The sequence below is a fragment of the Polaribacter sp. Z022 genome, from assembly GCF_023555495.1.
Classification (GTDB): domain Bacteria; phylum Bacteroidota; class Bacteroidia; order Flavobacteriales; family Flavobacteriaceae; genus Polaribacter.
This window is the reverse complement of the sequence record NZ_JALCZO010000007.1, coordinates 19,725-44,654: the sequence shown is the minus strand read 5'-3', so window position 1 is coordinate 44,654 and position 24,930 is coordinate 19,725. Positions and strand designations below refer to the sequence as shown.

Genomic DNA, 24,930 nt, shown 5'->3' with positions numbered 1-24,930 from the left:
CAAAAACAAAAAGAATATGCAAACCAAAGTATCACACTTAAGCGATCTAAAGTTTAATTTAGAAACTTGGAGAAGAGAATTACGTTTTCATTTTGATGAAATGGATACGTTTGAAGAAAAATTAGAAGAAATTGCAGCAAGAGAGTATAACAAAAGTGCTTCAATTTTAATTGAACAATTTCAAAACAGAATTTTAATTGAAAAAGATGCCATTTCTAAATTAAAACATCGTTGTAAAAATAAAATAATTAATCTTAATAAAGTAAATTATGAAGATGAGTTAGATATGAAATATCAAAGTGAACATAGACCTTTAATGGAAGATATGAGAACATATATAAAAATGCATTATGATCTTAAAGAAGAAATGATGACTTTCTTTTTAAATTGGTTGGAGTAGAATTAATAGTCATTGAGTAATTTTAAAGTTTAGCAAAAAAATTAAAACGTTTTATTGCTAAACTTTTTTTTTAAATTAATCGTAAAATCTATAAATTACAGTATTGTTTGAGTTTTACTTAAATTTTTATCACTATAATAATATTAAAGCTATTTTTTATTATTACTACAATATTTAGAGAAATCAGTAATAGTATCTTTATTGCCTTAAAAAATAAGATATAATATTTATGAGTGCAATTACAACTATTGGTGTAGAACAAACAGATTTAATAAGTGCAATAGATACTGTTTGGGTAGCTATTTGTGCAGCAATAATCTTCTTTATGGAAGGTGGTTTTGCTTTACTAGAAGCAGGCTTTGTAAGATCTAAAAATGCAATGAGTATTATTGCAAAAGTAATTGTAGATATTGTTTTTGGAGGAATTGCTTTTTATATAATTGGTTTCGGAATCGCATATGGAAACTCAAATGGTTGGTTTGCATTTGATTTAGGAATAACATCAGATGATTTAGGATTAGGATTAACTGTTTCTAATAAACTTTTTTGGTTTATTCAGTTAGGTTTTGCAATAGCTTCCATTTCTATTGTTTCTGGTGCTGTAGCAGAACGTATGAAAATATGGAGTTATGCTATTTTTGTTTTTGTTTTCTGTGCTATAATGTATCCTCTAGTTGCCAATTGGGTTTGGAATCCTAATGGATGGTTAGCTGTAAAAGGTTTTAACGATTTTGCTGGTTCTGCAGCAGTTCATGCTATGGGTGGTTTTTCTGCTTTAGCTGCAGCCATTGTTTTAGGACCAAGAATAGGAAAATATCAAAAAGATGGCAGTGTAAATGCTATACCAGGACACAATTTACCATTAGCAGCTGTAGGTGCTTTTATTTTATGGTTTGGTTGGTTTGCTTTTAATCCAGGTTCTACTTTAGGAGCTGTTGGTAATTGGGAGTTAATTGGTACTGTAGCTACAAATACCTTTTTAGCATCAGCTGCAGGAGGAATCTCTACCATGTTTTACACTTATTTTAGATATGGGCAAATAGATATTACTATGACAATTAATGGTGTTTTAGCTGGTTTAGTAGCAATTACTGCAGGGTGTAATGTTGTAGGACCAAATGCTGCTATTATTATTGGTTTAATTGCAGGTGTTTTAGTTGATATTGCTGTATTATATATTGATAAATTAAAAATTGACGATCCTGTAGGAGCCATTGCAGTTCATGGAGTAAATGGTTTATTTGGAGCAATTGCTGTTGGATTATTTGCTACAGAAGGAGGTTTATTTTATGGTGGAGGAGCCTCTATGTTAGGTGTTCAGGCATTAGGTGTTTTAGTAATAGGAAGTTTTTCTTTTATAATTACTTTTATTTTAATGAAAATAATGCAAAAAACATTTGGTATCAGAATTACAAAAAGAGAAGAATCTGCAGGAATTGATGCGGTTTCATTTGGTGTAGAAGCATATTCTACTTTTGAGTAATTTTAACTATTTAAAACAAAACACATGAAAAAAATTGAAGCAATTATAAGACCTTCAAAATTAAAAGCTGTACAAACTGGTTTAAAAGAAGCTGGTATTCCTTGTAATACAATAATTCCTGTTAAAGGTAGTGGATTGCAAAAAACGTATACAGAACGTTATAGAGGTACAGAACAAAACATGATTTTGCAAACCAGAATTATGATTATTTGTATTGTAAGTGATGACAATTTAGAAACGGCATTAGATGTAATTTTAGACAATGCATCTGAAGGTTTAGTTGGTGATGGTAAAATATTTGTGTATCCTGTAGAAGATGCAATTCGTATACGTACAAGAACCAGAGGTATAGAAGCTATTAGATAAGACAATAAGAGTGTACCCAAAAAGTACACTCTTATTATTAAATATACTATTTAACATAATATAAATTATAGTACAAATGTCTTATTTGGTAATTTATGGGTTTTCGCCATTTGATAGCTATAATTCCATATTATGTAAAATATCCCAGAAGCATTCGTTTTCATCAGAATAATTGGAACTTGGGTCATTGAACTAATAAGCGGTTTGCTTCGCAGAGTTTAAAACATTTGTATCTATAATTAGCCGTTATGTAAAATAGCCACTATCAAGCGCTCGATTGTTTTATAAAATCAAATTGCTCTGGCAATTTATTTTACACACAATTATCCAAAGCTTGCCAACGCCAAAATAAAAGCTAACTTTTTTGCTCTTATTAAGAACCGCGTATTCGATAAAATATACGAAATAAAAAATTTTAGACGATTCTCGTAAGCTTGCCACAAGAGCATAAAATTACTCTGCGAGATAATTTCTATGCACTTGTTAACTTTAGAACTTAAATTAATCATTTTTTTAATGTTTCATTATCTTTTGTCTTGAAACAAAAGAAACAAAAATTCAAGGCTGCATATAATTTTGGAAACAATTAACGGTTCATTCACTATATTTTAGGAAACATTATAACAAGTTAATATTGCATTGAAATCCTTTGTATAAATGAAACTCTTAAGAAACTGTATTACTAAACCCCTAAAATATGTATGCTCATTTCACCTATTGTTTTGACCAAATTTTATGAGGCCAAGTTAAACATCGAGATTCTATTCTACATATTAACCGGAAAATGAATATAGCTATCAGTATACCATTTAATTTTTAAAGGCTCTTCAGCATCATTAATGCTTTCTTCACTCACATCTTTCCCTGTACCGTAGTTTAATTGTGAAAAAGGATGTTTGATACCATTTAATAGAATAACTATTCTACTTCCCTTTTTAATTTTTTTACTAGTCATTCTAAAATTATGAATGGGAATTGAGGTCTTTTTATTTGGAGTCAATAAGTTTCTGTTTTCTATATCCTTAGACATACTTGCTCTTGCTGTAAATGGTAGTGTCAAGCTAAAAAAAGATCCGTCAGCCGTTTGTTCGAATAGTAAAACGTTAAAATCAAAATCTTTTTTATTGATGGACACATTTAAAACTCCACTTACAGAACCACTAAGTTCTAAATCTTCATCGAAGGGTTCTGTGACAAATGAAAATCCTTGGCCAACAGTTAAAGTTTCTGTTATAATGTTTCGATCTCCACTTAAATTCCAAGAAAATTGACTACGATCAGAAAAATCAATCTCTTGTTCTATATAACTTGTTTCATTAGAAATATTAGATAAACTAAAGTGTTCGTTTACTCCCATATTTCCTGTATTATAGGTCGATTTAAACGCCACACCAGAACGTTGTTTACTCAAATATACCTTTAATGTATCAGTAGTAATTTTATCTAACGATGATACATGCTTCCAAGTATTTGCACCCATCACTTGATAATTGATTTTATTCTTTAACAAAACAGGCTTTTTGGCATTTTTAAAAATATAGTCGAACCAATCAAAAATTAAATTTTTAATATTTATCTGTGCTATAGGGTCTATGGTATAACCCAAAATATTCTTTTCTGGAAGTTCTTGCGCTCCAAAATGTGAATAAGGCCCAATCAAAAGATAATGCTCTGCATTTGTATTGTACTGATAATGAGATTTTAAATAGTGTATAGTTCCAAACTGTCCACCATCATAATAACCTGTAGTACTTAAGATAGGAATATTAATTTTAGAAAAATCCTGTTTAAACAGTGTCATTTTTTTCCAATAAGCATCAAATGTTGGATGCTCTAATTTTTGATTGAATTCTGGATTTGGTGTACTATCTAAACTATCCAAATTTTTATAAGCCACTCCTTTTTTATACCAATCGAAATACAAATCATTCCAACGTTTTCCATTATAATAAGAAACTGTATCAAGTGTTTTGTTATTGGTAACGTAATGCCACCAAGGATAATGAAAGTTAAAATAAACACCATTTTCCATAGGTTCAGCAATACCTGGAGCTGCAGCAACAGATGGTACTATCGTTTTTAACGCTGGATGCACTTTTTCTTTCATAGAAGCCCACTGAACAAAACCAACGTAACTACCTCCATACATACCAACTTCATCATTGCTCCACTCCTGCTCAGTAATCCAATCTATAACATCGTACACATCATTACCTTCATGAACATAAGGAGTTATTTTATTTGGACTTAAGTTTTTACCTCTTGTATAAGATACAACTCCAATATATCCTTTATCTGCTGCCTCATAAGCTCTATTGATATCATCTTTACGAGTATATATTGTATGAAATAATATTGCTGGTTGTGGTTCTTTTTCAGCTTTACTTCTAACTATTATTGCAGATATTTTAGCACCATCTCTAGTTGAAATTAGAATAGAATCTTGCACAAAATATTCTTTGCCTTTTCTACTCACTTCTCTTGGTTCTTGCTGCTCCTCTTTTATAGAATTACAAGAAACTAATGCTACTAACAGTAGTAAAAATGTGACCTTTAATATTTGTATGAATTTCATTTTAATGGTTGCTTTATTTTGAATATTCAATTAATTCTTCGGTATAAGAAAAACCGTCTTGAACTTGAGTCATTTTTATAAAATTCTTAATTTCTGGAGCATATAACCAAACTTCATCTGTTTTAGCACTATAGCCTCTTGAATTTGAAACGGTTCCTTTGTACTCAATGGTGTAGGCCATAAATGTCCCTGCTCCTACTATTTCTTTTTTAAAGGAAAGCACTTCTACATCCTGACTTTGATTTCCTGTAGTACCATCTTGACTGGTCCAGTCTTTTTCATATTTCCACTTTTTACCGACTTCTAAAGGCCATTTATATTTTGGTGTATCACTTTTTTCTGGCTTTACAATTTCAGACACCAAAACGGTATCTTTGTCTATGGTCATTCCCAAGGCGCCATTAAAATCAACTATTTTCCGAGTATCGGTTCCATCCGACCTTACTTCACCTTCATCAGTAACACCTTTATATTTCCATACCCATTTCTCTCCAATTGTGTAATCAGATAGTACGGGTTGTTTAGTAGCGGTTGTTTCTGGATTACTTTTGCAAGAGCCCAAAAAAAATATTGCCACAAACAATACTAATTTGACAATATAATTTAGAACTGTAATAATTTTCATAATATTAGTTTTTAATGATTTATGATACAAATTAAAGGCAGTTAACTGTATCAAAAAACAAAAAGTACAGGAGCGTTAATAAATGTAAATGAACGTTAGAAAATTGAAGGATTATTTTTTTTATAAACTATTCCAGTTTTTAAATTTTACCGATTGCCTGCTAGATACTTCAACTTTTTCTCCAGTAGTTAATATAATTTGGAGTTTATTATTGAAGTATGGATGAATCTCTTTAATGTAATTTATATTAATCATTTGACTTCGATTAACACGGAAAAAGACTTTAGGATCTAATTTCTCTGCTAGTAAATTTAAAGAACGCTTTATCATCGCTTTATTCGAGCCAAAATAAAGACGTGCATAGTTTTCTAAAGATTCAATAAAATGAATATCTGTTAGCGGAATAAAATGACATTTTTCACCATCTTTTATAAATATCTTTTGATGCATTGCTATGGTTGTAGACTCTAATTTTACTCTTTTAGATAATTCTACCTTTACCTTTTCAATGGTTTTAGAAAAACGTTCATCTCTCAACGGTTTTACTAAATAATCCAACGCATTCATCTCAAAAGCTTTTACAGCATATTGGTCATAAGCCGTTGTAAAAACGACATCTGGTACATTTGTTAATTCTTCTAATAAATCAAATCCAGATTTACCAGGCATGTGAATATCCAAAAATAAAATATCTGGTTGTAATTCTTCAATTAAAGGTATAGCCTCATCTACATGACTTGCTTCACCAATAATTTCAAACTCTTGATGTTTTTCTAATGCACGTTTTACTTCTTCTCTCGCTAAACGTTCGTCATCAATGATTATGGTTTTATATTTTTTCATGGTCTATATGCATTGGAATTATTATTTCTGCGCAGACAAGTTCATTTTCTTTGGCTTTTAAACTAAAACTAGCGTGACCTTTATATTGAATTTCCATGCGTTTTTTTAGGTTTTTCAGACCTAAACCAACACTATTATGTTGATTAATTACTCCAGGATTTTCAACTATAATATGAAGGTCGCTATCCTTCTTTTTAACTTTCAAGAAAACAACGCCACCTCCAACTTTTAAGTCGATTCCATGTTTAATTGCATTTTCTACTAGCAACTGAATACTTAGCGTAGGAATTTTATAATTAATTACTTCGTCATCAATATTGGTTTTTAGTTGAAGTCGTTCTTCAAAACGCATTTTTTCTAATTCAATATAATCATAAACTAAAGCGAGTTCATTTTTAATAGATATTAAGCCTTTGTCTTTTTCATATAAGGATGAACGCAATAAATCTGATAATAAATCAATTGCTCTTCTTGCAACGTTAGGATTTTCGATTACCAATGATTTAATAGAGTTTAAGGAGTTGAATAAGAAATGTGGATTTAATTGAGCCGATAAATTATCTAACTGTGCTTGTTTAGCTATTAAAGATAATTGAGCATTTTCTTTAGCCGTAACAACTTCTTTTTGATAGTAATGATATAAGTGATACGCCAATATCCAAATAGACATTAGTCGAAGTCCTGTAAGTAAAATTGGATCCCAGTAAATTATGGCTTCAAAGAAATTTTTACCCTCGCCTGCAATAAAAGTCCAGTACGCATACCATTTTAAATTGTTTATTAATACATATAAAACAGCTAATAAAATAATAGTAGGTACTAAACGGATTAGTAAATTTTTTATAGGTAAACTACTCCATTTTGCTTTCAAGGCAAATAGTCTGTACATATGTGTTAAAAATATTCCTATAGAAATGTCTAATACATAATTTAACAACGTATAAAAAATCCCGTAATTATCTTTTGTATATACTGTATAAGCCCAATAAACTGAAACAATACTCCATCCAATTAATTGACATTTCCAATATAGAGATATCCTTGTTTTATTATTATTTATTTTATTGTTGATATCCATTCTTAAGCAAAGCAACGAAATACTTTTAAATAGTGAAAGAAAAAGTACAGGAACGTAAGATATGAGGTTTAAATGTTATTTATAAAAATTATATTCCATTCCACACACATTACGCTTCCCTCCTACGTCGTCGCATAAAAAGTGTTCCATTAACATTACAGAAGAAACTTTTTAGAATAAATTCTTTCAAGAAACTGTAGTAATAACTTTCGCTTTTAGCCAAAGCTCAAGTTACATAACGCAGAACATTATAGTACAATTCATAATAATTTCTGTATAGCCGTTTTTCAGGCTATTTACACATAATTTTAGATATAGTGCTTTAAATGGCATTTACCTTAATTATAAATATACCTCTTTAACTTTCTTTTTTTATTGATACGTAAACTCATAAATAACAGCAGGAGAACCTACATAACTTTCTTCCATTTTAACAGGATAATTTTGTGCATCATATTCATAAGTTCTTTCTAATAAATTTTTATAACAAGGTGCACAATTTAAGTCTTCTAATAAAACTGGGTTATTTTTTAAATATGGGTATTTATATTGATCAAATCTATAAAATACATCTATACCGTAAAAAGCAGATTTACCAAACAAATCTATAAAACGTTCTAAATAATTAAACTTTAACTGACCATAAAATGGATTTGGGTTTGTATCATAAGTAATTTTATAATCGTTTAATACGTCATCATTATTAGAAAAATCTGTAGCTTTTATTAGGTTTCCATTTGCATCATATTCAAACTTAGAATAAGTATCGTTTCTAGTAATTTTAGTAACTAAATTAGCATTATTTGTTTCAATAATTATTGTTGTATTTGGTTCTTTATTTACAATTCCTGTAACAGTTATTGCACTTTCTGTATAAGAAACAGAATAATCATATAAATAAGAATTTGTTGTATTAAAGGAAACTAATCTATTAGAAGTATCGTATTCAAAATTATATAACAATGTCTTTTTATCATTGCTCAATTCAATTAATTTATTGTTACAATAAGTATAATTTCTATTTAAATCATAATCAAAAGTATACTCGCTTTTTTCAGTTAATAAATTGTGTTCATTATAAGTATAATCGTAATTTTTAATTGTAGGCAAATTACCTGGATGTGTAGTTCTAAGCTTACTTAACAACCTATTAACAGGCAAAGTATAATTATCTCCTTTACATATTTGTTCTTCAATTTCAGTCTCTTTTTCATTACAAGAATAAAAAAGAAAACTAGTTATAAATAGCGTTAAAATTGGGAATATTTTTATTTTCATTTTTGCTTAAAACTTTAAATTTAATTACAGTTAACGTTTGTTTGTTGATAAGAAGATATTTTTAATGTTGGTATATTTTGATCTGTTGCTATTTTAATACAACTTAAGGTAGGATTTCTATCTATTCTTAAATCTATTAAGTTGTTAAGCATACTTACATCAAAACTTGTAAACAAATTACTTGAACAATAAATGTATTTTAAATTTACATTGTTTGTTAAGTTTATTGATTCTACTCTATTTGCAGAAAATATTAAGGTTTCTAGTAATGGATTTGTAGTAAAATCTAAAGATTCAATTTTATTTAAGTTTAATAAAACACTTTTTAAATTAGCACATTTGCTTGCATTAAAAGACACTAATTCGTTATGACTCATTAAAATGTTTTGAATACTTTCATTTTCTATTGTAAATTCTGTAAACAAATTACCACTTAAACTTAACCATTTTAACTCTTTAGCTTCATCTAAACCTTTTATTGAGGTTAAATTATTAAACCCTAAATGAATAGTGTCTAATAAAGAGTTGTTGCTTAAATCTATTGTTGTTAACTCATTTCCAGAAGCGTAAAGTCTTTTTAAATTTACAAATGCTTCTATTCCTTCTAAATTTGTAATTACATTTATACCTGAATTACTTAGGTTTAAACGATCTATATTTTCTACATCGGTTTTTAATACTTTTTCATTTACAATTCCATCAGAATCGATCCCTAAAGCAATTAATTTTTCTTCAAATATTTGATCAGGTATAGTTATATATATAGCTTCAATGCTATCTTCTGAATTGTTATTAGAACAAGAAATAAATATGCCTGTTGATAGTATTAATAATAGTATTGATAGTTTTATTTTATTCATTTTTTATAATTTTATTAATTTCTTAAGATTAAATCTTCTATTATTTTAAAATCTTTATTGTTTGGTACGTGTTTAGAATTTTCTAACAAGATTATTTCATTTAATGATGGAAAAATTCTTTTAGCTCTTTTTATCATTTTTCTACCTGGAAACATAATGTCTTTTTCTGCAGCTATAATTGTAATTGGTGTTGTAATGTTTTTAGCTGATTTTTTTGAGATTATTGGTAATGGAGAAAAGTCCATATTGCAATTCTGAAACGTTGTTGACATGTATGCGAATGCAAAATCATCATATTCAGAAAAAAGAACATCCATAACTTTTTTTATGTATTGTTTATCATTAGTTTTTATAAACTTTTTTAGGGGCATAAACATTTTAAATAAACCTAAAAAAGGGTTACCATTTACAATGTAAACAGGTGCAATTAAGAATACTTTTTTTATGTAACGTTCATTAAATTCTAGTGTTTTTAAACTTATAAATCCACCAAATGAAAACCCAACCAATGTTACTTCTGTAAGCTTTAGTTTTTTAATAATTTCTATAAGCCATTTTCCATAATCTAAAGATTTCATATCCAATCTATTTTCTGCACTTTTATTAGGTTGTGCAAGAACATCTATTACATAAACACAATATTTTGATGATATATTTGGAAACGAATCTAAGATTTGTGGTGCACAACCTCCTGTACCATGAATGAGTACTAAAGGAGGGTTTTTAATATCTCCTGTAATAATAACATTGGTTGCTCCAAAAGTTGTTTCTACAATTTTATCAGAATATTCTATATGAAGATCATTTAATTTCTGATTATAAAGGGTTATTATTTTTTCTTTTCCTGCTTTAGTTTTGAAAAACATAGACTATTCGTTTTTTGGTTGATAATTACGATTAATGTTTAGTTGAGTTTTTTGTTTATTGATTCTTGTTTTTTAATAATTTGCTAAGTATTAAAGCTATTATTTTAATCTTTTACTAGTGTTTTTGGTTTAATAGATTTGAGAGAATGCTTTATTTTTCAATGATTAAATTTTCTAAGTACCTGAGAGCTGTCGCTATTAGATTCTTTTTGTTTTTTGCCTTTTCTTTAAAAGAATCTAAAGTTGTTCTATTTAATTTTCGCCCTTTCACAAAAACAAAACTGGGTTTTTTAAGTGATGATAAATTAACTAGGGGATTTTCATCTACCAATAATAAATTAGCAGTTTTACCCTTTTCAATTGTTCCAAGTTGATTCATTATTGAATGCGTTTGAGAAGCATTGACTGTAGCTGTTTTCAAAACTTCATAATTAGAAAGACCTGCTTCTTTATAAAAAGCTAGTTCTCTATGGATTGAAAAACCTGGTAGAGTAACTCCAATACCTGCATCTGTGCCACAAACTATAGGTATACCAGCTTTATGTAACTTTTTAATAATAGTAATATGAAAATCATGTTGTTTTTTTATTCTATCAATGGTTTTAGAATCTTCTTGCTTTGCATTAAACCAGCGTTCAAATTGTTTTTTACTATCTGTGTTTTTTATGAGTGTATTCATATATCCTAATGATTCTGAATCTAAAATAGAATCATTCATCATCATTTGATATATATTATTAAAAACTGTAATTGTAGGACAGTAACTGGTGTGTTTAGATTGAGAAATTGAATCAATTATAGGTTTTAACTTAATGGAATCTAAATCAAAATGTAATGGTTGTTGCACAATTTCTTCAGCATGTTCTATTGATTTTATTTGTGGATTCAAATGATAAGAAAATGGCACTTTTTGAGAAGGATGAGCAACAATATCTATTTCTGATTTTTTTGATTGTTCAATCACAGCATTAAAAACCTTTTTTTCTAAACCATAATACGTTTTAATGAAATCATAACCTCTATTTTTATATGATATTACTTTTTCTTTGGCTTCTGTTAAATTATTTAAATTTACATTGTCATCACCAATGAATTCTAATCCTGTTAATTTTGGTCCTGTTGTAAAAAACAATGGCGCAAAAATATTTTCTTCATTTATATCCTCTTTAATTCTTAAATGCATTGGCATACCCCAAAGGTTTCTAACAGCAGTTACCCCATTTGATAAATAAAGTCCAAGTTCATATCTATCCCACACATGCACGTGCATATCAATAAGTCCTGGTGTTAAGTACTTCTGTTCACCATCAAAAACTTGAATTCCATTAACCTCAATAGTATCAGCAATCTTTTCGATAAAGCCTTCTTTTATAAACACCATTTTATCTACCAAAACAGTATCCTGATTCATTGGTATAATATTGACATTCTTAATGAGATAAGAATTATTTGATACTGATTCATTTTTATTAATTTGAAGATATTTTGTGTTTGATGAATCTGACCAAAGTATACAAATTGCTATTAAAAAAAGTAAGCTGATAAGAGCAAAGACAATTTTTAAAATGCGTTTTAATATTTTCATTTTTATAAATTTATACAGTTTTTTAAATCAATTATAACTGAATAGTTTTTGTGTTTTTATTTTCCTTCTCTAGTTTTGAAAAACATAATTTATTATTCCTTGATTGATTATTGTAGTTCTAAGACGACTACTAATGGTTGATTGTTACTAAAAACTTAATCTTTCTTTATATAAACTTTAGTAATAATAAATAGTGTTAGCTTATGAACAACAGTAAGTTGTTAGCATAAGAACCTTTTTATCTATTATCTGTAAATTAACAGATTGGTTAAGAATTGATGATAACAATATTCCCTACTTTTCTTCCTGTTTCTAAGTATTCATGTGCTTCAATAATATTTGATAATTTGTATGATTTATCAATGTTAGTGTGAAGTTGATCGTCTTTAAAAAGAGAAACTAAATCTTCAAATAATCGTTTTAATTCATCAGTTTTTTTAAGACCTGTAGCTGCAAATTTTACCTTTTTAGAATTAATTATAGAATGCCAAAGTGTTCCAAAACTTAAAACAGGCGTCATAAAAATGCCTTTTGGGGTTAATACGTCCTTACAATTTTTAAAACTTAAAGTTCCTACTGAATCATAAATAATGTCATACTTATTAATAGACTTTGTAAAATCTTCATTTTTATAATCTATAACTTTATCTGCTCCTATAGATTTTACAAAATCTAAATTTTTAGTACTACATACTCCTGTAACTTTTGCTCCCATTACTTTTGCTAATTGAACAGCTGCAGTACCCAAACTACCAGAAGCTCCATTTACTAAAATATGTTGTTCTTCTTTTATACTTGCAATGTCTTTTAAGAAGTTATATGATGTTAAAAAACCATCGCAAATTGGAGCAGCTTCTTCATGCGAAATGTTAATTGGTTTCTGTTCAATTATCATATTTTCTGCAATGCATATATACTCTGCATTACAACCATTACTAAATAATTTTTCACCAAATACGGCATCACCAATTTTAAATTTAGTTACTTCATTACCTATAGATTCTATTTCACCAGAAAAACCTGTTCCTAATGAAGTATTCTTAGGTTTAAAAAGACCTAAAAATAATCTTCCAAATTTTGGTGTTCCTTGCCTCATCATAGTATCTGCTCTTGTTGCAGATGAAGCTTTAATTTTTACTAAAACCTCATTAGATTTTGGCAAAGGTTTCTCTGTATTTATAAGTTCTATAACTTTTGGAGAACCATATGTTTTATAAATTGCTTTTTTCATATTACTCTACATCTTTTTAACTAACTATCAATTAGTTAGTTTTTTATTGTTTTCTTTTTTTTTCAATTTAAATTCTTCTGTTCTTTTTATTTGTTCTTCTAAATTCCACTCAAAGTCAAATCTGTTTTTAAGAAATATTGCAATAGAATCTAGCCCAATTTTGGTTCTTCTTTTATCAATATTTTTTGGATCAAAAACAGGCCATACATTAAAACTTTTGGTTTCTGGATAATATTTCATCTGTCCTCCATAGATTTGTAAATCGCCTCTTTCTGTAGCAATTCTGTCTTCTGCTCTTACTAAAAAACGAGGTTCTAATTTTTTATCCATAACTGCTTGTCTCATCATTGGTAAATACTGTATTCTAACTTCATTATCTGAATGTTGAATTACATTACAAATAGTCCAATTACCTCTATTTCCAGACATTTCTTTTGTTGGCCAACCATTTTTATCAAGAATTTTCCTTATTTTTTTTTCGTTTATAGCATGGTTTTTTTCAACAATTGCTTGTTGTTCTTTTACTAACTCAGAATCTACTCCATATATAGACATTAATGAATCTCTTAATCTAATTGGGGTTTGTTCTGTTGTCCAAATATTTTCAAGAATTTTTACAAGACTTTCTTGTTTATCTTTAGTTTTTAAGTTCTCTTTTGAATTGGTTTTATTGGCACAATTAAGTAACAATACTAAACAGGATGTTAAAATATATTTCATTTTGTTATTTATTTAAAAGTATTTCTATGAATTTTGTTTTCTCAATTTTTCCTATTGTATAATTAACTACATTTCCTTTAGAGTCAATAATTATAGTAGTTGGTGTGGTGTAAATATTATATTGATTTATAAGGCTTTTAGAATTTGGATCATCCATATCAATCTCAACAGGAACAACTTTTGATTGAATGGTTTTCCTAACTTTGGCATCCGCAAAAACTTCACGTTTCATAATTCTACAAGGAGAACACCATTTACCAGTAAAGAATATCAGTATATTTTTATCCGTTTTTTTTGCAAGTTCTTTTGATGCTTCAATGTTATTACTCCAATTTACCTTGCTTGAAGGCACATATAATGAATACCATGCATACCAAAGAGATACAACAAGAAAAGTTAGCCAAAAAAAGTTCCAAAAAGGATGAGGTTTCTTATTTGTTTCTTTTATTTCAAGCTTATTTTTTTTATCCTTCATTTATTGATTTTTTGATAATTCTATAAATCTTTTTATTTATAATCTGCGATAAATTCCAATTGAGTAATTTAGGATCTGTAGTACTATAAAAATAAATTACTACTGTGTCTATCTTTTTATAGTATTTAGCAAAACTTTGATATCCAGGAACCCATCCATCATGTTCTAATTTATAAATAGAGGTATAAATTTCTTGCTCATTATTCTTAAATATTGTTCCAGTATTTAATGCTCTCATAAACGTAGCTACATCTTTTGCAGTAGCATGCATTCCATAATCGTTTGTTTTTAAATCGTTAGGATATCCAACATGATAACCACTCATTACATTGTCTATATTTACCTTACTAACAGAACTAAACGTATTTTTAAGGTTTAAAGGATTTAAAATTTCCTTTTGAATAAACTTAAAATTAGGATACCCCAAAACATCATCCATTATTTTATTAATTAACAGATAGTTAGTGTTGCAGTAATCATATTTTTTACCCGGTTTAAATTTGGCAGATTTACCTTCTATTAGAGCTAAACTTTCTTCATAAGTACTTGTTGGTTCTGCCCAAAAGTTTGGTGCATCTGTAAAATTTGGAATTCCACTTCTGTGTTGAATTAGTAACCTTAAAGTAATTTTCTCTATATTTTCTATCTTGCCTTTAAGTTCTGGTAAATAATCTGCAAGTGTTTTATCTAATGATAGTTTTCCAGAACTTACCAATTTTGTAACAGCAACAGCATCATACAATTTACTTATACTAGCAATCTTGTAAAGTGCGTCTGGTTTTGCAGGTATTTTAGCTTCTTTATTGTGCCAACCAGAAGTATAACTTTTTGAGTTTTTTCCTGCTTGGTCTACATAAACAACTACACCTTCAAACCCGTATTTTACTGCTTTATCTACTTGCTTCTGAACTGTATTAGGCAAGGGAGAAATCCACGCTTTTACCAAAATCCATGGTAGTAAAGAGAATGAAGCTAATGACGACACTATTAATATAATTCTAAACATATTTTTATTTATTTACGCAGCAAACTTCATTCAATTTGCATAAAAATTTAAATAGAAATTACTGAACTGTTAAATAGTAAGGATGAATTGAATTATAGTTGTTATCCCCTACTTTTCAATTTCAACTAAAAGCATATTTTGAAAAGATAAAAATTTAGTTTCTAACAATTTTTATTTAAAGAGTCATTACTCCTTTAAATGACGAGTAATTTTAAAACATGTTACAAACTTTAATTACTTTGTTACAGAATCTTAATTTTACATACAACTATAAGCTCCCAATTAGGAACACCTAAATATGTAAAACAAGGAAATAAAACTCTCTAAGTTTGATTTTTGAACAGTTAGAGTTAATTAATATTCTTAATTATTTTTTCTGTAAATAGATGGTGTGGTATTTTCAAATTTTTTGAAAGCACTATTAAAAGAAGATAAACTATTAAAACCAACATCAAAAGCTATTGATGAGATTGTATATTTACTATTTTCTTCAGATATAAGTAGTTTTTTTGCTTCTTCAATTCTATAATAATTTATAAAATCATTAAAGTTTTGTTTTGCATATTGGTTGATTATTGCAGATGTTTTTTGAGTGCTTTTTCCTATTAATTTACTTACACTAATTAGCGATGTTTCTGCGTTTAAATAAAGCTTGTTTTCAATTAAAGCAGTTTTTATTTCTTGAAACAAAATACTATCATTTGCTTTAAAAGCCTCTCCATCTATTTCTGAAGTTTTTAATTGATATACTTTATAACTTAATATATAAACAACTAAAGAATACATAATAGGACCAACAATATAAGGTATAGTATCTTCTATAATGTTAGAAAAATATGAAATCCAAATAATTACAAAACCTACAATTAAAATTGATAACCAGCTAATTATAGCTTTTTGAGATTTAGTTTGTAAAGTATTGTTTAATGCTCTTTTTAACTTTTGTATTGTTTTAAATGAAATAAAAATATAAAAAGCAAAATGCAAGTAGATAAATATAATTACACTACCAAAAAATATAATAGTTTGCTTGTTATTAGTATTTAATACGTTTTTCTGAAGAAAAAAACTGACTATAAAAATAATTGCAAACGGTACTAATTCTAAATAATAGCTTTTTGGTATTTTAAAACTTGGTTTTGTCATAGCCAAAATATACCACCTTAATAAAGGACCTATTAATAATATAAAAGCCAAACCTACAAATATAAAGGTGGGCTCTAAATCTTTACCAAAATTTAGAAGTACAGATTTACCCACTCTAAATGCCATAAATATTAATATTAAACCTAATAATAGATTTGCTAGCGTTTTTTTCTTTTTAAAAAAACACAAATAAAAGGCAAATAGTATTCCGTGTAAAAAACCTGTACTACTAACTATAATTAAAAATATATCAGATAAATTCAATAAAATGTTTTTTCAAATTTAATTATTTTCTTGCACTTTTTTTGCAAAAGAAATCAATCCTAACAAGTTGTAGAAATCTCCAATTTCTCCTTTCATTACAGATACTATACTATGTTCTGCAAATAAAACTCTATTCATAGGTTTGTTATTGTTATACATTGTTGTAATCATTTCTTTGGCTTTACTTTTTCCATATTTATGATATTGCAATAATACATTTATAGCATTTTCTTCATCTGTTATTTTTCTAGTTTTAGGTTTATATCCTATTTGCTGAATCATATTTTCTGCAATAGACCAAGTAGACCAAGGGTTTTGACCTGTAACTAAATTCTTGTCTACACTTACTTTATTTAAATACATTTCTCCTTCATTAAAATTAGCTCCTTGAGCTGTAATTTTATCTTGTAATAAAAAGGGAAAAATAGTTTTTGCATCAGCAATTAATAATAGTTCTTCTTTATTAGTAAAACTACTTATTGTTTTTCCTTTAATTAAAGGGAGTCCATTGTTTAATGTAACATTAACCAAAGCAGCAGGACCATGACATATTGCTCCTACAACTTTATTATTTTCATACATATTTTTTACAATCTTATGAATGCTTTTATTATTTGGAAAATCGAACATGGCTCCTTTACCACCAACAAAATAAATAGCTTCATAATCATCTGCTTTAATATCAGTTAATTTAAGAGTGTTATTAATTTTAGATTTTGCTTTTTCATCTTTTAAGAAAGCATAATCAAAAGGACCTAAATCATCAATTACTACAGGTGCTTTTCCTCCTTTAGGACTTGCCACATCAACTTCAAATCCATTTGCTTCAAAAACATAATAGGCTCTAGATAATTCTGTGAGTTCATAACCAGTACTTTTTCCACTTATTCCCATAGAATCAATACTTGTTACAACTGTTAAAATTTTACCTCTATCTTTTAAAATTCTATTTTTTGTTAAATAAGTTAAATCATTAACGGTTGTATTTTTTATAGTTTTATCAGAAGAAGGAATCAAACTCATAAACCAAACACCAAAACCTACAATTAGTAGAATTAATGTGATTAAAGTTAGACCAATCCATTTTAAAACTCGAAATTTTTTACTTTTTTTAGACATCTTATAGTATTTATAATTACTGGCTAAATAACAGCTAATGCCTTATAAAAACTGACGAAATGATAATTTCGTCAGAGTAAAATATTATTTAAGAAGTAGAATTACAGATAAAAAATTTCTGCTTATTACTGAATACAACAATTTTAAAAGAATGCTTTTTTAATAATAAAATGATGTAAAAATTATTTTCTTTGTTATTGTTTTTTAGCTTTTTCTAACATTTTAACAACTCTAGAATGTGTTATTTGTAGTAAATTCCATTGAAAACCTTCAAAATCGGTAGTGTTCATAAATTGAATAACAACAGCATCTATATCTTTATGGTATTCTGCCATACATTGATAACCAGCTGCTAAACCACCATGATTAAATTCATAAATTGACTTGTAGGTTTCCATTTCTTTCTTATTAAGCAATGTGCCATCATTTAAAGCTCTTAAAAAAACACCAACATCTTGTGCAGTTGCTATCATCATTCCATTATTTTCATATTTAAAATCTTTATCAATACCAACATAATAACCGCTCATAAGATCGTCTAAATTTACTTCATCAATAGATCCAAAAGTGTTTTTTAGTCCAAGAGGAATTAAAATTTCCTTTTTAAAATAATCTTGACGACTTCCTCCTGTAACTTGCTCAATGACTCTTGATAACAATAAATAATTGGTGTTTGAATAGCCATAATCTTTGTTTGGTTCAAAGTTAGCTGGTAAATCTAGTGCATATTTAAGAACATCTATATTGGTATTGGGTTGATTTTTCCAAAAATCTGGACTATCAGTAAAATTAGGAATGCCACTTCTATGTTGCACCAACATTCTTAAAGTTATTTTATCTGCATTTTCTATTCTACCTACAAGTTCTGGAAAATAATCTGCAACTGTTTTATCTAAAGATAAAAGTTGATCATGATTCAGTTTAGTAATTGCTACAGCAACATACAACTTGCTGATACTTGCAATTTTAAATAAAGCATTGGGTTTAGCAGGGATTTTTTCTTCTTTATTATGATAACCAGCTGTATAAAATGCTGGTGGTTTGCCAGCTTCATCTACATAAACAACAACACCATCAAAACCATAACTTAATGTTTGATCTACTTGTTCTTGAACCGTTTTTGGCAAAGGTAATATCCATGCTTTTACTAAGATCCAGGGTACAAAATATAAAGATATACATGTTCCTACAAGTAATACAATTCTAAAAATTTGTTTTCCTTTACTAGCTTTTGGTTTGGTCTGTTTCATTATTCTAAATATAATAAATTGTAGTACAAATGTATTTTAAGAGGTAACAAAAATAAATTGCAAATTACTGAATTGTTCTATTTTGTAGATGAACTGTATTTACTAACTAAATATCTTAAGAATTAAAAAAACTAATCTATTCTCTGTAAAAGTGCATTAGTCAAATACAATAAACTATTAATTTTTAATTCATCATAAGCATCTGGATGTGCTTCTGAAAAACATCCTTTTAAATCTCCTTTATCATTATCAAAATACTGTTCTGAGTTATTTTTATAAGCTTCTAATAGTGCTAATTCAAATATAATATTGACACCTTTTTCTGCTGAAGACCAATGTTGTCCATATGCTTCATTAGCCATTTTTGTGTTTAATAAAGAACCAGGATTTACTGCAATTGTTGTAATATTTTGATGTTGCTTTGCAAAATAGAAACTCCACATTGTAAATGCTAACTTGCTTTGAGCGTAACTATTATTATCGGAAACTTGTTCTTTTCCTGTTAAAACAGCTTCTAAAACTGGACTTTGTGCTGCTGAACTTAAATTTATAATTCTGGGTGATTGTGCATTGGTAATGTTAGAAAGTATTCCGTTTGTAAAAACAATAGGAGCCAAATAATTTACAACCATTCTAAGATCTAACCCTTCTTTTGTTTTTTCTACAGAACTTTTAAAAACACCTGCATTATTAACCAAAACATCTATAACAAGCACTTCTTTTTTAATTTCTGCTGCTAATGTTTTTACAGCTTTTAAATCTGAAAAATCAGCAACAAGTCCTTTTATATTTGTATTGTTAGAGGCTTCTTTAATTTCTGTTACAACCTTATCAACTTTAGCTTTACTTCTACCATGTATGTAAACAGTATGTCCTTCATTTGCAAATTTTAAAGCAGCTCCTTTTCCTATACCATCTGTACTTCCTGTTATAATTATTGTTTTATGCATGTTTATCTTATTGTGTTTGTGTATGAAATTGAGGCAATACCTTATCTGCAATTTCCTCTAAAGTTTTATCCATGTGTAAATTATTAAAACGCAAATTAATGGCCACATGATTTACACCAATACTTCTTAAATTTTCTAAATATTCGGTTAAATAATGAATCCCTAATCGAAACCCTAACTGAATTGGTTGTGGTTTTGCATCTGGATTTTCTAACAAATCTAAATACATTGGTTGCATAAATGGTTTGTTAAACTCTTGATTTTCTGTAACTATTTGACGGTATTGTTTTATAGTGTATTGTTGTGTATTTAAATCTCTAGGATAGTTCATCCAACCATCAGTATTCATTGCATTCCATTCTAATGATTGCCTGCTACTTCCAGTCATTAACATCGGAATTTTATGGGCAGTTGCTTTTGGAAGCATGTCTATATTACCTTGTAAACTCCCATAGTTGTTGGTTTTGAAATTAGGAAAACTACCTTGTACTTTTCTTATATACTCAAAAGATTCTCTAAAAGCTTCTCCTCTATTTTCATAATCAAAACCCATTGCAGGATACTCATCATATCTATCTCCAGAAGCAACCCCCAATATTAATCTTCCATTAGACAATTGATCTATACTTGTTGCAGATTTTACAACATGTAATGGATGATGTAATGGCAATGCAATACTAGAAATACCCAAAGCTATTTCTGATGTTTGTCCTGCTAAAAAACCTAAATATGTAAACGGATCATAAGTTTGACCTGCGTCACCAAAACTTGGCACATGAAAAGGAATATCACGAATCCAAAGTGCTTTAAAACCTAAAGATTCTATTTGTTTTACTCTTTGCAAATGATCTTGCATTGTAGGTATTGGACTCATAGCATACTTTTCTATGGGCACCACTACTCCAACACTTAATTGATTGGTTTTAAAGACACTATTGTATGCTTTGTTTATACTTTCAAATGTTTTCATAAAACTTATTTTAAGAAAAAGTCACTTGTTTTTTGTGACTTTTTCTACATTCTAATTGTTAAGATGTTATTTCCAACTTACAATATCCTCAAAATTTCTTCTTGATTTTGGAAATTCAGGAGCAGCTTTTCTATATCCAAAAGCTACCATAAAAGACAATCCGTATTTATTTGTGTCAATTCCAAATTTATCTTGTAATAAAGCTTCAGCTTTTTCTTGATGAAAACCTTCAATTGGGCAAGAATCTATACCTGTTAATGCTGCAGCAGTCATCATATTACCCAAAGCAATGTAGGTCTGTTTAGAAGCCCAATCAAATAATTTTTTATCAGTATCTAAATCAAAATCACGTTCTTGAAACTCTCTATAAAACTTGCTATACATTTCTACAACATCTTCTGGTAATTGTTTTACATCATTCATCATATGCTTTATATATGCAGCATCATGTTTTACCATTGGAGCTTTCATACTTAAACCCAACACAAAATGACTAGCGGTGTCTAGTTTTAAGGGAGCACCCCAAGCAACTGGTTTTAAAAGTTCTCTTAATTCCTTGTCTTGAACAACCACAAAATGCCAAGGCTCAAATCCAAACGAACTTGGAGATAGGTTTGCCGTTTTTAAAATAAAGTTCATGTCTTCTTCAGAAACAGTTTTAGTGGCATCAAACTCTTTGGTTGCATGTCTGTAATTAAATGCGTTTAAAATGTCTTCTTTTGCAATATTTGGTGTATTCATTTTATCTATTTTTATTGATTAAAAAACATACTATCAAAAGTATAGTGACAAAAGTAAATATAGTTTCTATTATGTACAATAACGGTCAAAAATGACAGTAATAACATTATGTTTTAAAATACTGATATACTGCAACTTAAAACATAAAAAATAAACTATAAAAAGTATAGTTGCAAAATTAAATATAGTAAACTACCTTTGCATTAAAATATTATAATATAAATTCAATTTATGTATCAATTTAAAGGAAAAAAGTATCCTTGTTGTGCAAGTTTAACTATGGGAGTTATTGGTGGTAAATGGAAATCGGTTATACTATTTCATTTAATAAATAAAACTCTTAGATATAATGAACTAAGAAAAGAAGTACCAACAGTTACTGAACGAACTTTAAGTCTACAGTTAAAAAAATTAGAAGAAGATGGTATTATTAGAAGAAAAGTGTATACTTCTAAACCACCATTAAAAGTAGAATATTCTTTAACTGATTTTGGGAAAACACTTATACCAGTAATTAAAGCGATTGCAGATTGGGGCGTATTTGTTGTTGAACAAAAAGAAAATAGTATTGCCAAAAGCACTATTTAGCAATACTATTTTATGTTCTTGTTAGACTTTTTATTAGGCAATACATTTGAAAAAAGTTGCCTAAAAATTGTCCTTCATTATTTATAATTTTATTTTTCTATTTCTAATAATAAAACTCCATGAACATCAAGTTCAAACGATGCATCTAAAGGTTGTTGCGTTAACATATTTACTACTTTCACATGCTCTCCATTTTTCATTGATACTTTTAGGTTAGCTTTATTTTTTCCTAAATTTACAATAGTCATAATATACCCACCTTTATTGTTTGGAGCAATTCTCCAATTACATCCCTTATGACCTACACCATTTGTTTCTGTTAAAACAACTTCTGGTAATTTCTTATCTATTAACTTTAGAGATAATTGCTTTAAATCTTCAAAAGAATTTGTGTTTAAAATATGTAAATTTCCTTGGCTACTAGTTAAGGTTTCTTTACGCTTTTGACCATATTCATTCAAAGAAAGGCTATTCTTATTATCTATAATAATAGTTCCGCCTTTGTTAAGGTAACTTTGTAATTGATTGAATTCTGAATCTGTAACGTATTGCGTTTTGTAAACTAAAACAACATCCCAATTTTTGTTATCTTGTTTCTTGATAATTTTTTCGGTAGCATAACCTACAGGAAAACCTTCAAAAAATAAAGATTCATACAAATCATATTGTTCTGTCATATGATGCTTTTTATTAATAGCAGAAGTTTCTGAATGGAATAATCGAATTGGTTTTCTTTGACGACGTAAGGCCATCATTTCTTCAGAAAAGCTATTTAAATCCATCATAACTTGTGTAAGCTCATTAGCAACTTGTGGTTGCATATTTACAGAAGCTGCAAAAGATTTTGCTAAAGCAACATCTTTAGAATAGACACTGTTTTCAAATCTTGCTTCTGGAGAACCATCTGGGTCTCTTGCCCAAAACCATGACAAACCTGCATCCATACCATGCAAAGTTGCCAACCAAAAATTGTTTCTAATATATTCTGGTGAAGTATCTAGTTTTCTCCATGCAACACTTGATAAAAAATGGGTTTCAGAATTAACGTGAATCTTTTCTGGAGAAACTGATTCCATAAAATCATAAGAAACACATAGCTCTTGCCAGTGATAAGAGTAGTATTTTTCCCAATGTTCGTTTCTGTTATAACGTAGATCTCTTTCTCTTGTTTTGGCATCATCACCAATCATAGTGGTTAATTCTATCAACGATTCTATATCTATACCATGAGAACGATCGTCATCAGAAAAAAAGTGAGGTTGCAACTTAATGTGTGTATCTCCAGTTGGATTGGTTTTGTGCAATTCTGTTTGTAAAAATGTAAACCATTCTACAACTCTATCCATATTAAAACGATCCCAATCATATCTGTGAGGAGTCCCTTTTGATTGTTTACTTAGCGGAAAATCAAACTTAACATCATTAAAAGTATTAAAATTTGTGTTCCAATTTTTGTTCAAATCAGCAATGTTATTTTTATATTTTACACTTAACCACTTATTAAATTTGGCTAAAGTGTAAGAAGAAAGTGAATTCATTTCTCCACGTTTAAACGCCCAATTTCCTTTTTCAGAAAACCAATGAGGTTCATTTGCTAAAATATAGCCCATTTGCACACCTTTTCTTCCTTTGGTAATTGTACCTGTTTTCTGTAAAATTGTACTCCAAACGTCATGCATTAAAGGGTTGTCTATATCATAACCAATAAAAGAACTCAAGCCCTTGTTTACTTCTGGATCTTGTTTTTTAATCCATTTTGGCACGCTAGAATTCCAAAGTAAAAGATACCCTACTTTATCATCTGGATGCTGATTAATTCTGTTTAAAATATGAGGAACAAAAGTTCTATCTTCCTTTAAAAAGTGAGGTGTCACCCCTCCTATTCTATCAATATTTCCTAAATGATCGTTGTAAATTCTTTTATCTGAAGTTGGGTTTCCCATAGACTTAGAGAAATAATCGTACAAAAATATAGGCTTACCATTACTGGTAAACTGGTCTTTTTCTACCTTTATATTTTTCCAATCTACTTTTCTTACAGGGCGTCTTTTGATAGTTCCATTCATAACCGCTGTTAACGTATGAATTCCTTTATCTAATATTTCAATAACTTTTTTACGTTCAAAAATAGGAAGATTTTTAGCCATTTCTGCTTTATCTCCTTTTAACGGTTTAAATTTTTCGAAAGAATTCTGAATAAAAGGAACATTTTTTTCATCCCATTTTGCAATTTTTAAAAATTCTTTAGAAAACCAAACAATGGTTTTTTCTCTAGTAATATCAAAACCTTTCTTTTTTGCTTTTGACATTAACTTCTCTAATTTGCTTATTTTTTTCTTAGCAGTTTTATTTAAATCTTGAGCATTTACAGAAAAACTTTGTAAAAAAACGATGAACAAAATCAGCACAGTATATTTCTTCATAAAATTGAATATTTTTTATAGTTGCTTATAAAATTAGAACTCTCAATAAAGATATTTGTATGTTCAAGTAAAAAATAGGTCTTTCTTA

Annotated in this window: 23 protein-coding genes; 4 read left to right on the top strand and 19 right to left on the bottom strand. The window is 28.3% G+C overall.

What is annotated here, in order from left to right:
- The first annotated feature begins 16 nt into the window (after window positions 1-16).
- From MPF13_RS13990 to MPF13_RS13980, 3 genes are all read left to right on the top strand, one after another.
- On the top strand, window positions 17-400 hold the full coding sequence (locus MPF13_RS13990) for a hypothetical protein (protein WP_249983383.1): 384 nt from the start codon (window positions 17-19) through the stop codon (window positions 398-400).
- Between the two features lie 229 nt (window positions 401-629).
- Window positions 630-1,883, top strand: coding sequence for an ammonium transporter (locus MPF13_RS13985; protein WP_249983382.1), 1,254 nt, complete (start codon window positions 630-632; stop codon window positions 1,881-1,883).
- A 24-nt stretch (window positions 1,884-1,907) separates the two neighbouring features.
- Window positions 1,908-2,249 (top strand): P-II family nitrogen regulator, encoded by a 342-nt coding sequence (locus tag MPF13_RS13980; RefSeq protein ID WP_249983381.1) that lies wholly within the window; start codon window positions 1,908-1,910, stop codon window positions 2,247-2,249.
- A 766-nt stretch (window positions 2,250-3,015) separates the two neighbouring features.
- On the opposite strand, the gene MPF13_RS13975 is transcribed toward MPF13_RS13980, so the two are convergent.
- The 18 genes from MPF13_RS13975 to MPF13_RS13890 form a co-directional block, all read right to left on the bottom strand.
- Window positions 3,016-4,824, bottom strand: coding sequence for a CocE/NonD family hydrolase (locus MPF13_RS13975; protein WP_249983380.1), 1,809 nt, complete (start codon window positions 4,822-4,824; stop codon window positions 3,016-3,018).
- 13 nt (window positions 4,825-4,837) lie between these two features.
- Complete coding sequence (locus tag MPF13_RS13970; protein WP_134246750.1) at window positions 4,838-5,449, bottom strand: hypothetical protein; 612 nt, start codon at window positions 5,447-5,449, stop codon at window positions 4,838-4,840.
- A gap of 120 nt (window positions 5,450-5,569) precedes the next feature.
- A complete protein-coding gene (locus MPF13_RS13965) occupies window positions 5,570-6,292 on the bottom strand; it encodes a LytR/AlgR family response regulator transcription factor (RefSeq protein ID WP_249983379.1) in 723 nt (240 codons plus the stop codon).
- On the bottom strand, window positions 6,279-7,370 hold the full coding sequence (locus MPF13_RS13960) for a sensor histidine kinase (protein ID WP_249983378.1): 1,092 nt from the start codon (window positions 7,368-7,370) through the stop codon (window positions 6,279-6,281). Before MPF13_RS13960 ends, MPF13_RS13965 begins: the two co-directional genes overlap by 14 nt.
- Window positions 7,371-7,742: 372 nt before the next feature.
- A complete protein-coding gene (locus MPF13_RS13955; RefSeq protein WP_249983377.1) occupies window positions 7,743-8,648 on the bottom strand; it encodes a hypothetical protein in 906 nt (301 codons plus the stop codon).
- A 20-nt stretch (window positions 8,649-8,668) separates the two neighbouring features.
- On the bottom strand, window positions 8,669-9,508 hold the full coding sequence (locus tag MPF13_RS13950; protein WP_249983376.1) for a leucine-rich repeat domain-containing protein: 840 nt from the start codon (window positions 9,506-9,508) through the stop codon (window positions 8,669-8,671).
- A gap of 14 nt (window positions 9,509-9,522) precedes the next feature.
- Window positions 9,523-10,374 carry an alpha/beta fold hydrolase gene (locus MPF13_RS13945; RefSeq protein ID WP_249983375.1) on the bottom strand — a complete coding sequence of 284 codons (852 nt, stop codon included), beginning with the start codon at window positions 10,372-10,374 and terminating at the stop codon, window positions 9,523-9,525.
- A gap of 151 nt (window positions 10,375-10,525) precedes the next feature.
- On the bottom strand, window positions 10,526-11,785 hold the full coding sequence (locus MPF13_RS13940; RefSeq protein ID WP_249983374.1) for an amidohydrolase family protein: 1,260 nt from the start codon (window positions 11,783-11,785) through the stop codon (window positions 10,526-10,528).
- A gap of 442 nt (window positions 11,786-12,227) precedes the next feature.
- Window positions 12,228-13,190 (bottom strand): NAD(P)-dependent alcohol dehydrogenase, encoded by a 963-nt coding sequence (locus MPF13_RS13935; RefSeq protein ID WP_249983373.1) that lies wholly within the window; start codon window positions 13,188-13,190, stop codon window positions 12,228-12,230.
- A 27-nt stretch (window positions 13,191-13,217) separates the two neighbouring features.
- Window positions 13,218-13,910 (bottom strand): DUF6624 domain-containing protein, encoded by a 693-nt coding sequence (locus tag MPF13_RS13930; protein WP_249983372.1) that lies wholly within the window; start codon window positions 13,908-13,910, stop codon window positions 13,218-13,220.
- A 4-nt stretch (window positions 13,911-13,914) separates the two neighbouring features.
- The gene (locus MPF13_RS13925) at window positions 13,915-14,385 is read right to left on the bottom strand and encodes a thioredoxin fold domain-containing protein (protein ID WP_249983371.1); all 471 of its coding nucleotides are present in this window, start codon (window positions 14,383-14,385) and stop codon (window positions 13,915-13,917) included.
- On the bottom strand, window positions 14,375-15,391 hold the full coding sequence (locus tag MPF13_RS13920) for a serine hydrolase domain-containing protein (RefSeq protein ID WP_249983370.1): 1,017 nt from the start codon (window positions 15,389-15,391) through the stop codon (window positions 14,375-14,377). Before MPF13_RS13920 ends, MPF13_RS13925 begins: the two co-directional genes overlap by 11 nt.
- 363 nt (window positions 15,392-15,754) lie before the next feature.
- Window positions 15,755-16,663 (bottom strand): helix-turn-helix domain-containing protein, encoded by a 909-nt coding sequence (locus MPF13_RS13915; protein WP_249983369.1) that lies wholly within the window; start codon window positions 16,661-16,663, stop codon window positions 15,755-15,757.
- 156 nt (window positions 16,664-16,819) lie between these two features.
- A complete protein-coding gene (locus MPF13_RS13910) occupies window positions 16,820-17,920 on the bottom strand; it encodes a type 1 glutamine amidotransferase domain-containing protein (protein WP_249983368.1) in 1,101 nt (366 codons plus the stop codon).
- Between the two features lie 194 nt (window positions 17,921-18,114).
- The gene (locus MPF13_RS13905; RefSeq protein WP_249983367.1) at window positions 18,115-19,170 is read right to left on the bottom strand and encodes a serine hydrolase domain-containing protein; all 1,056 of its coding nucleotides are present in this window, start codon (window positions 19,168-19,170) and stop codon (window positions 18,115-18,117) included.
- 131 nt (window positions 19,171-19,301) lie between these two features.
- Complete coding sequence (locus tag MPF13_RS13900; RefSeq protein WP_249983366.1) at window positions 19,302-20,120, bottom strand: SDR family NAD(P)-dependent oxidoreductase; 819 nt, start codon at window positions 20,118-20,120, stop codon at window positions 19,302-19,304.
- Between the two features lie 7 nt (window positions 20,121-20,127).
- The gene (locus tag MPF13_RS13895; RefSeq protein WP_249983365.1) at window positions 20,128-21,090 is read right to left on the bottom strand and encodes an LLM class oxidoreductase; all 963 of its coding nucleotides are present in this window, start codon (window positions 21,088-21,090) and stop codon (window positions 20,128-20,130) included.
- Window positions 21,091-21,156: 66 nt separating this feature from the next.
- Complete coding sequence (locus tag MPF13_RS13890; protein WP_249983364.1) at window positions 21,157-21,831, bottom strand: NAD(P)H-dependent oxidoreductase; 675 nt, start codon at window positions 21,829-21,831, stop codon at window positions 21,157-21,159.
- 231 nt (window positions 21,832-22,062) lie between these two features.
- On the opposite strand from MPF13_RS13890, the gene MPF13_RS13885 reads away from it, so the two are divergent.
- Window positions 22,063-22,419, top strand: a complete 357-nt coding sequence (locus MPF13_RS13885; RefSeq protein WP_249983363.1) for a winged helix-turn-helix transcriptional regulator — start codon at window positions 22,063-22,065, stop codon at window positions 22,417-22,419.
- 89 nt (window positions 22,420-22,508) lie between these two features.
- Here the strand turns inward: MPF13_RS13885 and MPF13_RS13880 are convergent, their stop codons facing one another.
- Window positions 22,509-24,842, bottom strand: a complete 2,334-nt coding sequence (locus MPF13_RS13880; protein WP_249983362.1) for a hypothetical protein — start codon at window positions 24,840-24,842, stop codon at window positions 22,509-22,511.
- Between the last annotated feature and the right edge of the window lie 88 nt (window positions 24,843-24,930).

What these genes read in the sequence shown, in the direction of transcription:
- MPF13_RS13990 (WP_249983383.1), top strand. Translation starts at nt 17, where the DNA reads ATGCAAACCAAAGTATCACACTTAAGCGATCTAAAGTTTAATTTAGAA.
- MPF13_RS13985 (WP_249983382.1), top strand. Translation starts at nt 630, where the DNA reads ATGAGTGCAATTACAACTATTGGTGTAGAACAAACAGATTTAATAAGT.
- MPF13_RS13980 (WP_249983381.1), top strand. Translation starts at nt 1,908, where the DNA reads ATGAAAAAAATTGAAGCAATTATAAGACCTTCAAAATTAAAAGCTGTA.
- MPF13_RS13975 (WP_249983380.1), bottom strand. Translation starts at nt 4,824, where the DNA reads ATGAAATTCATACAAATATTAAAGGTCACATTTTTACTACTGTTAGTA.
- MPF13_RS13970 (WP_134246750.1), bottom strand. Translation starts at nt 5,449, where the DNA reads ATGAAAATTATTACAGTTCTAAATTATATTGTCAAATTAGTATTGTTT.
- MPF13_RS13965 (WP_249983379.1), bottom strand. Translation starts at nt 6,292, where the DNA reads ATGAAAAAATATAAAACCATAATCATTGATGACGAACGTTTAGCGAGA.
- MPF13_RS13960 (WP_249983378.1), bottom strand. Translation starts at nt 7,370, where the DNA reads ATGGATATCAACAATAAAATAAATAATAATAAAACAAGGATATCTCTA.
- MPF13_RS13955 (WP_249983377.1), bottom strand. Translation starts at nt 8,648, where the DNA reads ATGAAAATAAAAATATTCCCAATTTTAACGCTATTTATAACTAGTTTT.
- MPF13_RS13950 (WP_249983376.1), bottom strand. Translation starts at nt 9,508, where the DNA reads ATGAATAAAATAAAACTATCAATACTATTATTAATACTATCAACAGGC.
- MPF13_RS13945 (WP_249983375.1), bottom strand. Translation starts at nt 10,374, where the DNA reads ATGTTTTTCAAAACTAAAGCAGGAAAAGAAAAAATAATAACCCTTTAT.
- MPF13_RS13940 (WP_249983374.1), bottom strand. Translation starts at nt 11,785, where the DNA reads ATGAATCAGGATACTGTTTTGGTAGATAAAATGGTGTTTATAAAAGAA.
- MPF13_RS13935 (WP_249983373.1), bottom strand. Translation starts at nt 13,190, where the DNA reads ATGAAAAAAGCAATTTATAAAACATATGGTTCTCCAAAAGTTATAGAA.
- MPF13_RS13930 (WP_249983372.1), bottom strand. Translation starts at nt 13,910, where the DNA reads ATGAAATATATTTTAACATCCTGTTTAGTATTGTTACTTAATTGTGCC.
- MPF13_RS13925 (WP_249983371.1), bottom strand. Translation starts at nt 14,385, where the DNA reads ATGAAGGATAAAAAAAATAAGCTTGAAATAAAAGAAACAAATAAGAAA.
- MPF13_RS13920 (WP_249983370.1), bottom strand. Translation starts at nt 15,391, where the DNA reads ATGTTTAGAATTATATTAATAGTGTCGTCATTAGCTTCATTCTCTTTA.
- MPF13_RS13915 (WP_249983369.1), bottom strand. Translation starts at nt 16,663, where the DNA reads ATGGCATTTAGAGTGGGTAAATCTGTACTTCTAAATTTTGGTAAAGAT.
- MPF13_RS13910 (WP_249983368.1), bottom strand. Translation starts at nt 17,920, where the DNA reads ATGTCTAAAAAAAGTAAAAAATTTCGAGTTTTAAAATGGATTGGTCTA.
- MPF13_RS13905 (WP_249983367.1), bottom strand. Translation starts at nt 19,170, where the DNA reads ATGAAACAGACCAAACCAAAAGCTAGTAAAGGAAAACAAATTTTTAGA.
- MPF13_RS13900 (WP_249983366.1), bottom strand. Translation starts at nt 20,120, where the DNA reads ATGCATAAAACAATAATTATAACAGGAAGTACAGATGGTATAGGAAAA.
- MPF13_RS13895 (WP_249983365.1), bottom strand. Translation starts at nt 21,090, where the DNA reads ATGAAAACATTTGAAAGTATAAACAAAGCATACAATAGTGTCTTTAAA.
- MPF13_RS13890 (WP_249983364.1), bottom strand. Translation starts at nt 21,831, where the DNA reads ATGAATACACCAAATATTGCAAAAGAAGACATTTTAAACGCATTTAAT.
- MPF13_RS13885 (WP_249983363.1), top strand. Translation starts at nt 22,063, where the DNA reads ATGTATCAATTTAAAGGAAAAAAGTATCCTTGTTGTGCAAGTTTAACT.
- MPF13_RS13880 (WP_249983362.1), bottom strand. Translation starts at nt 24,842, where the DNA reads ATGAAGAAATATACTGTGCTGATTTTGTTCATCGTTTTTTTACAAAGT.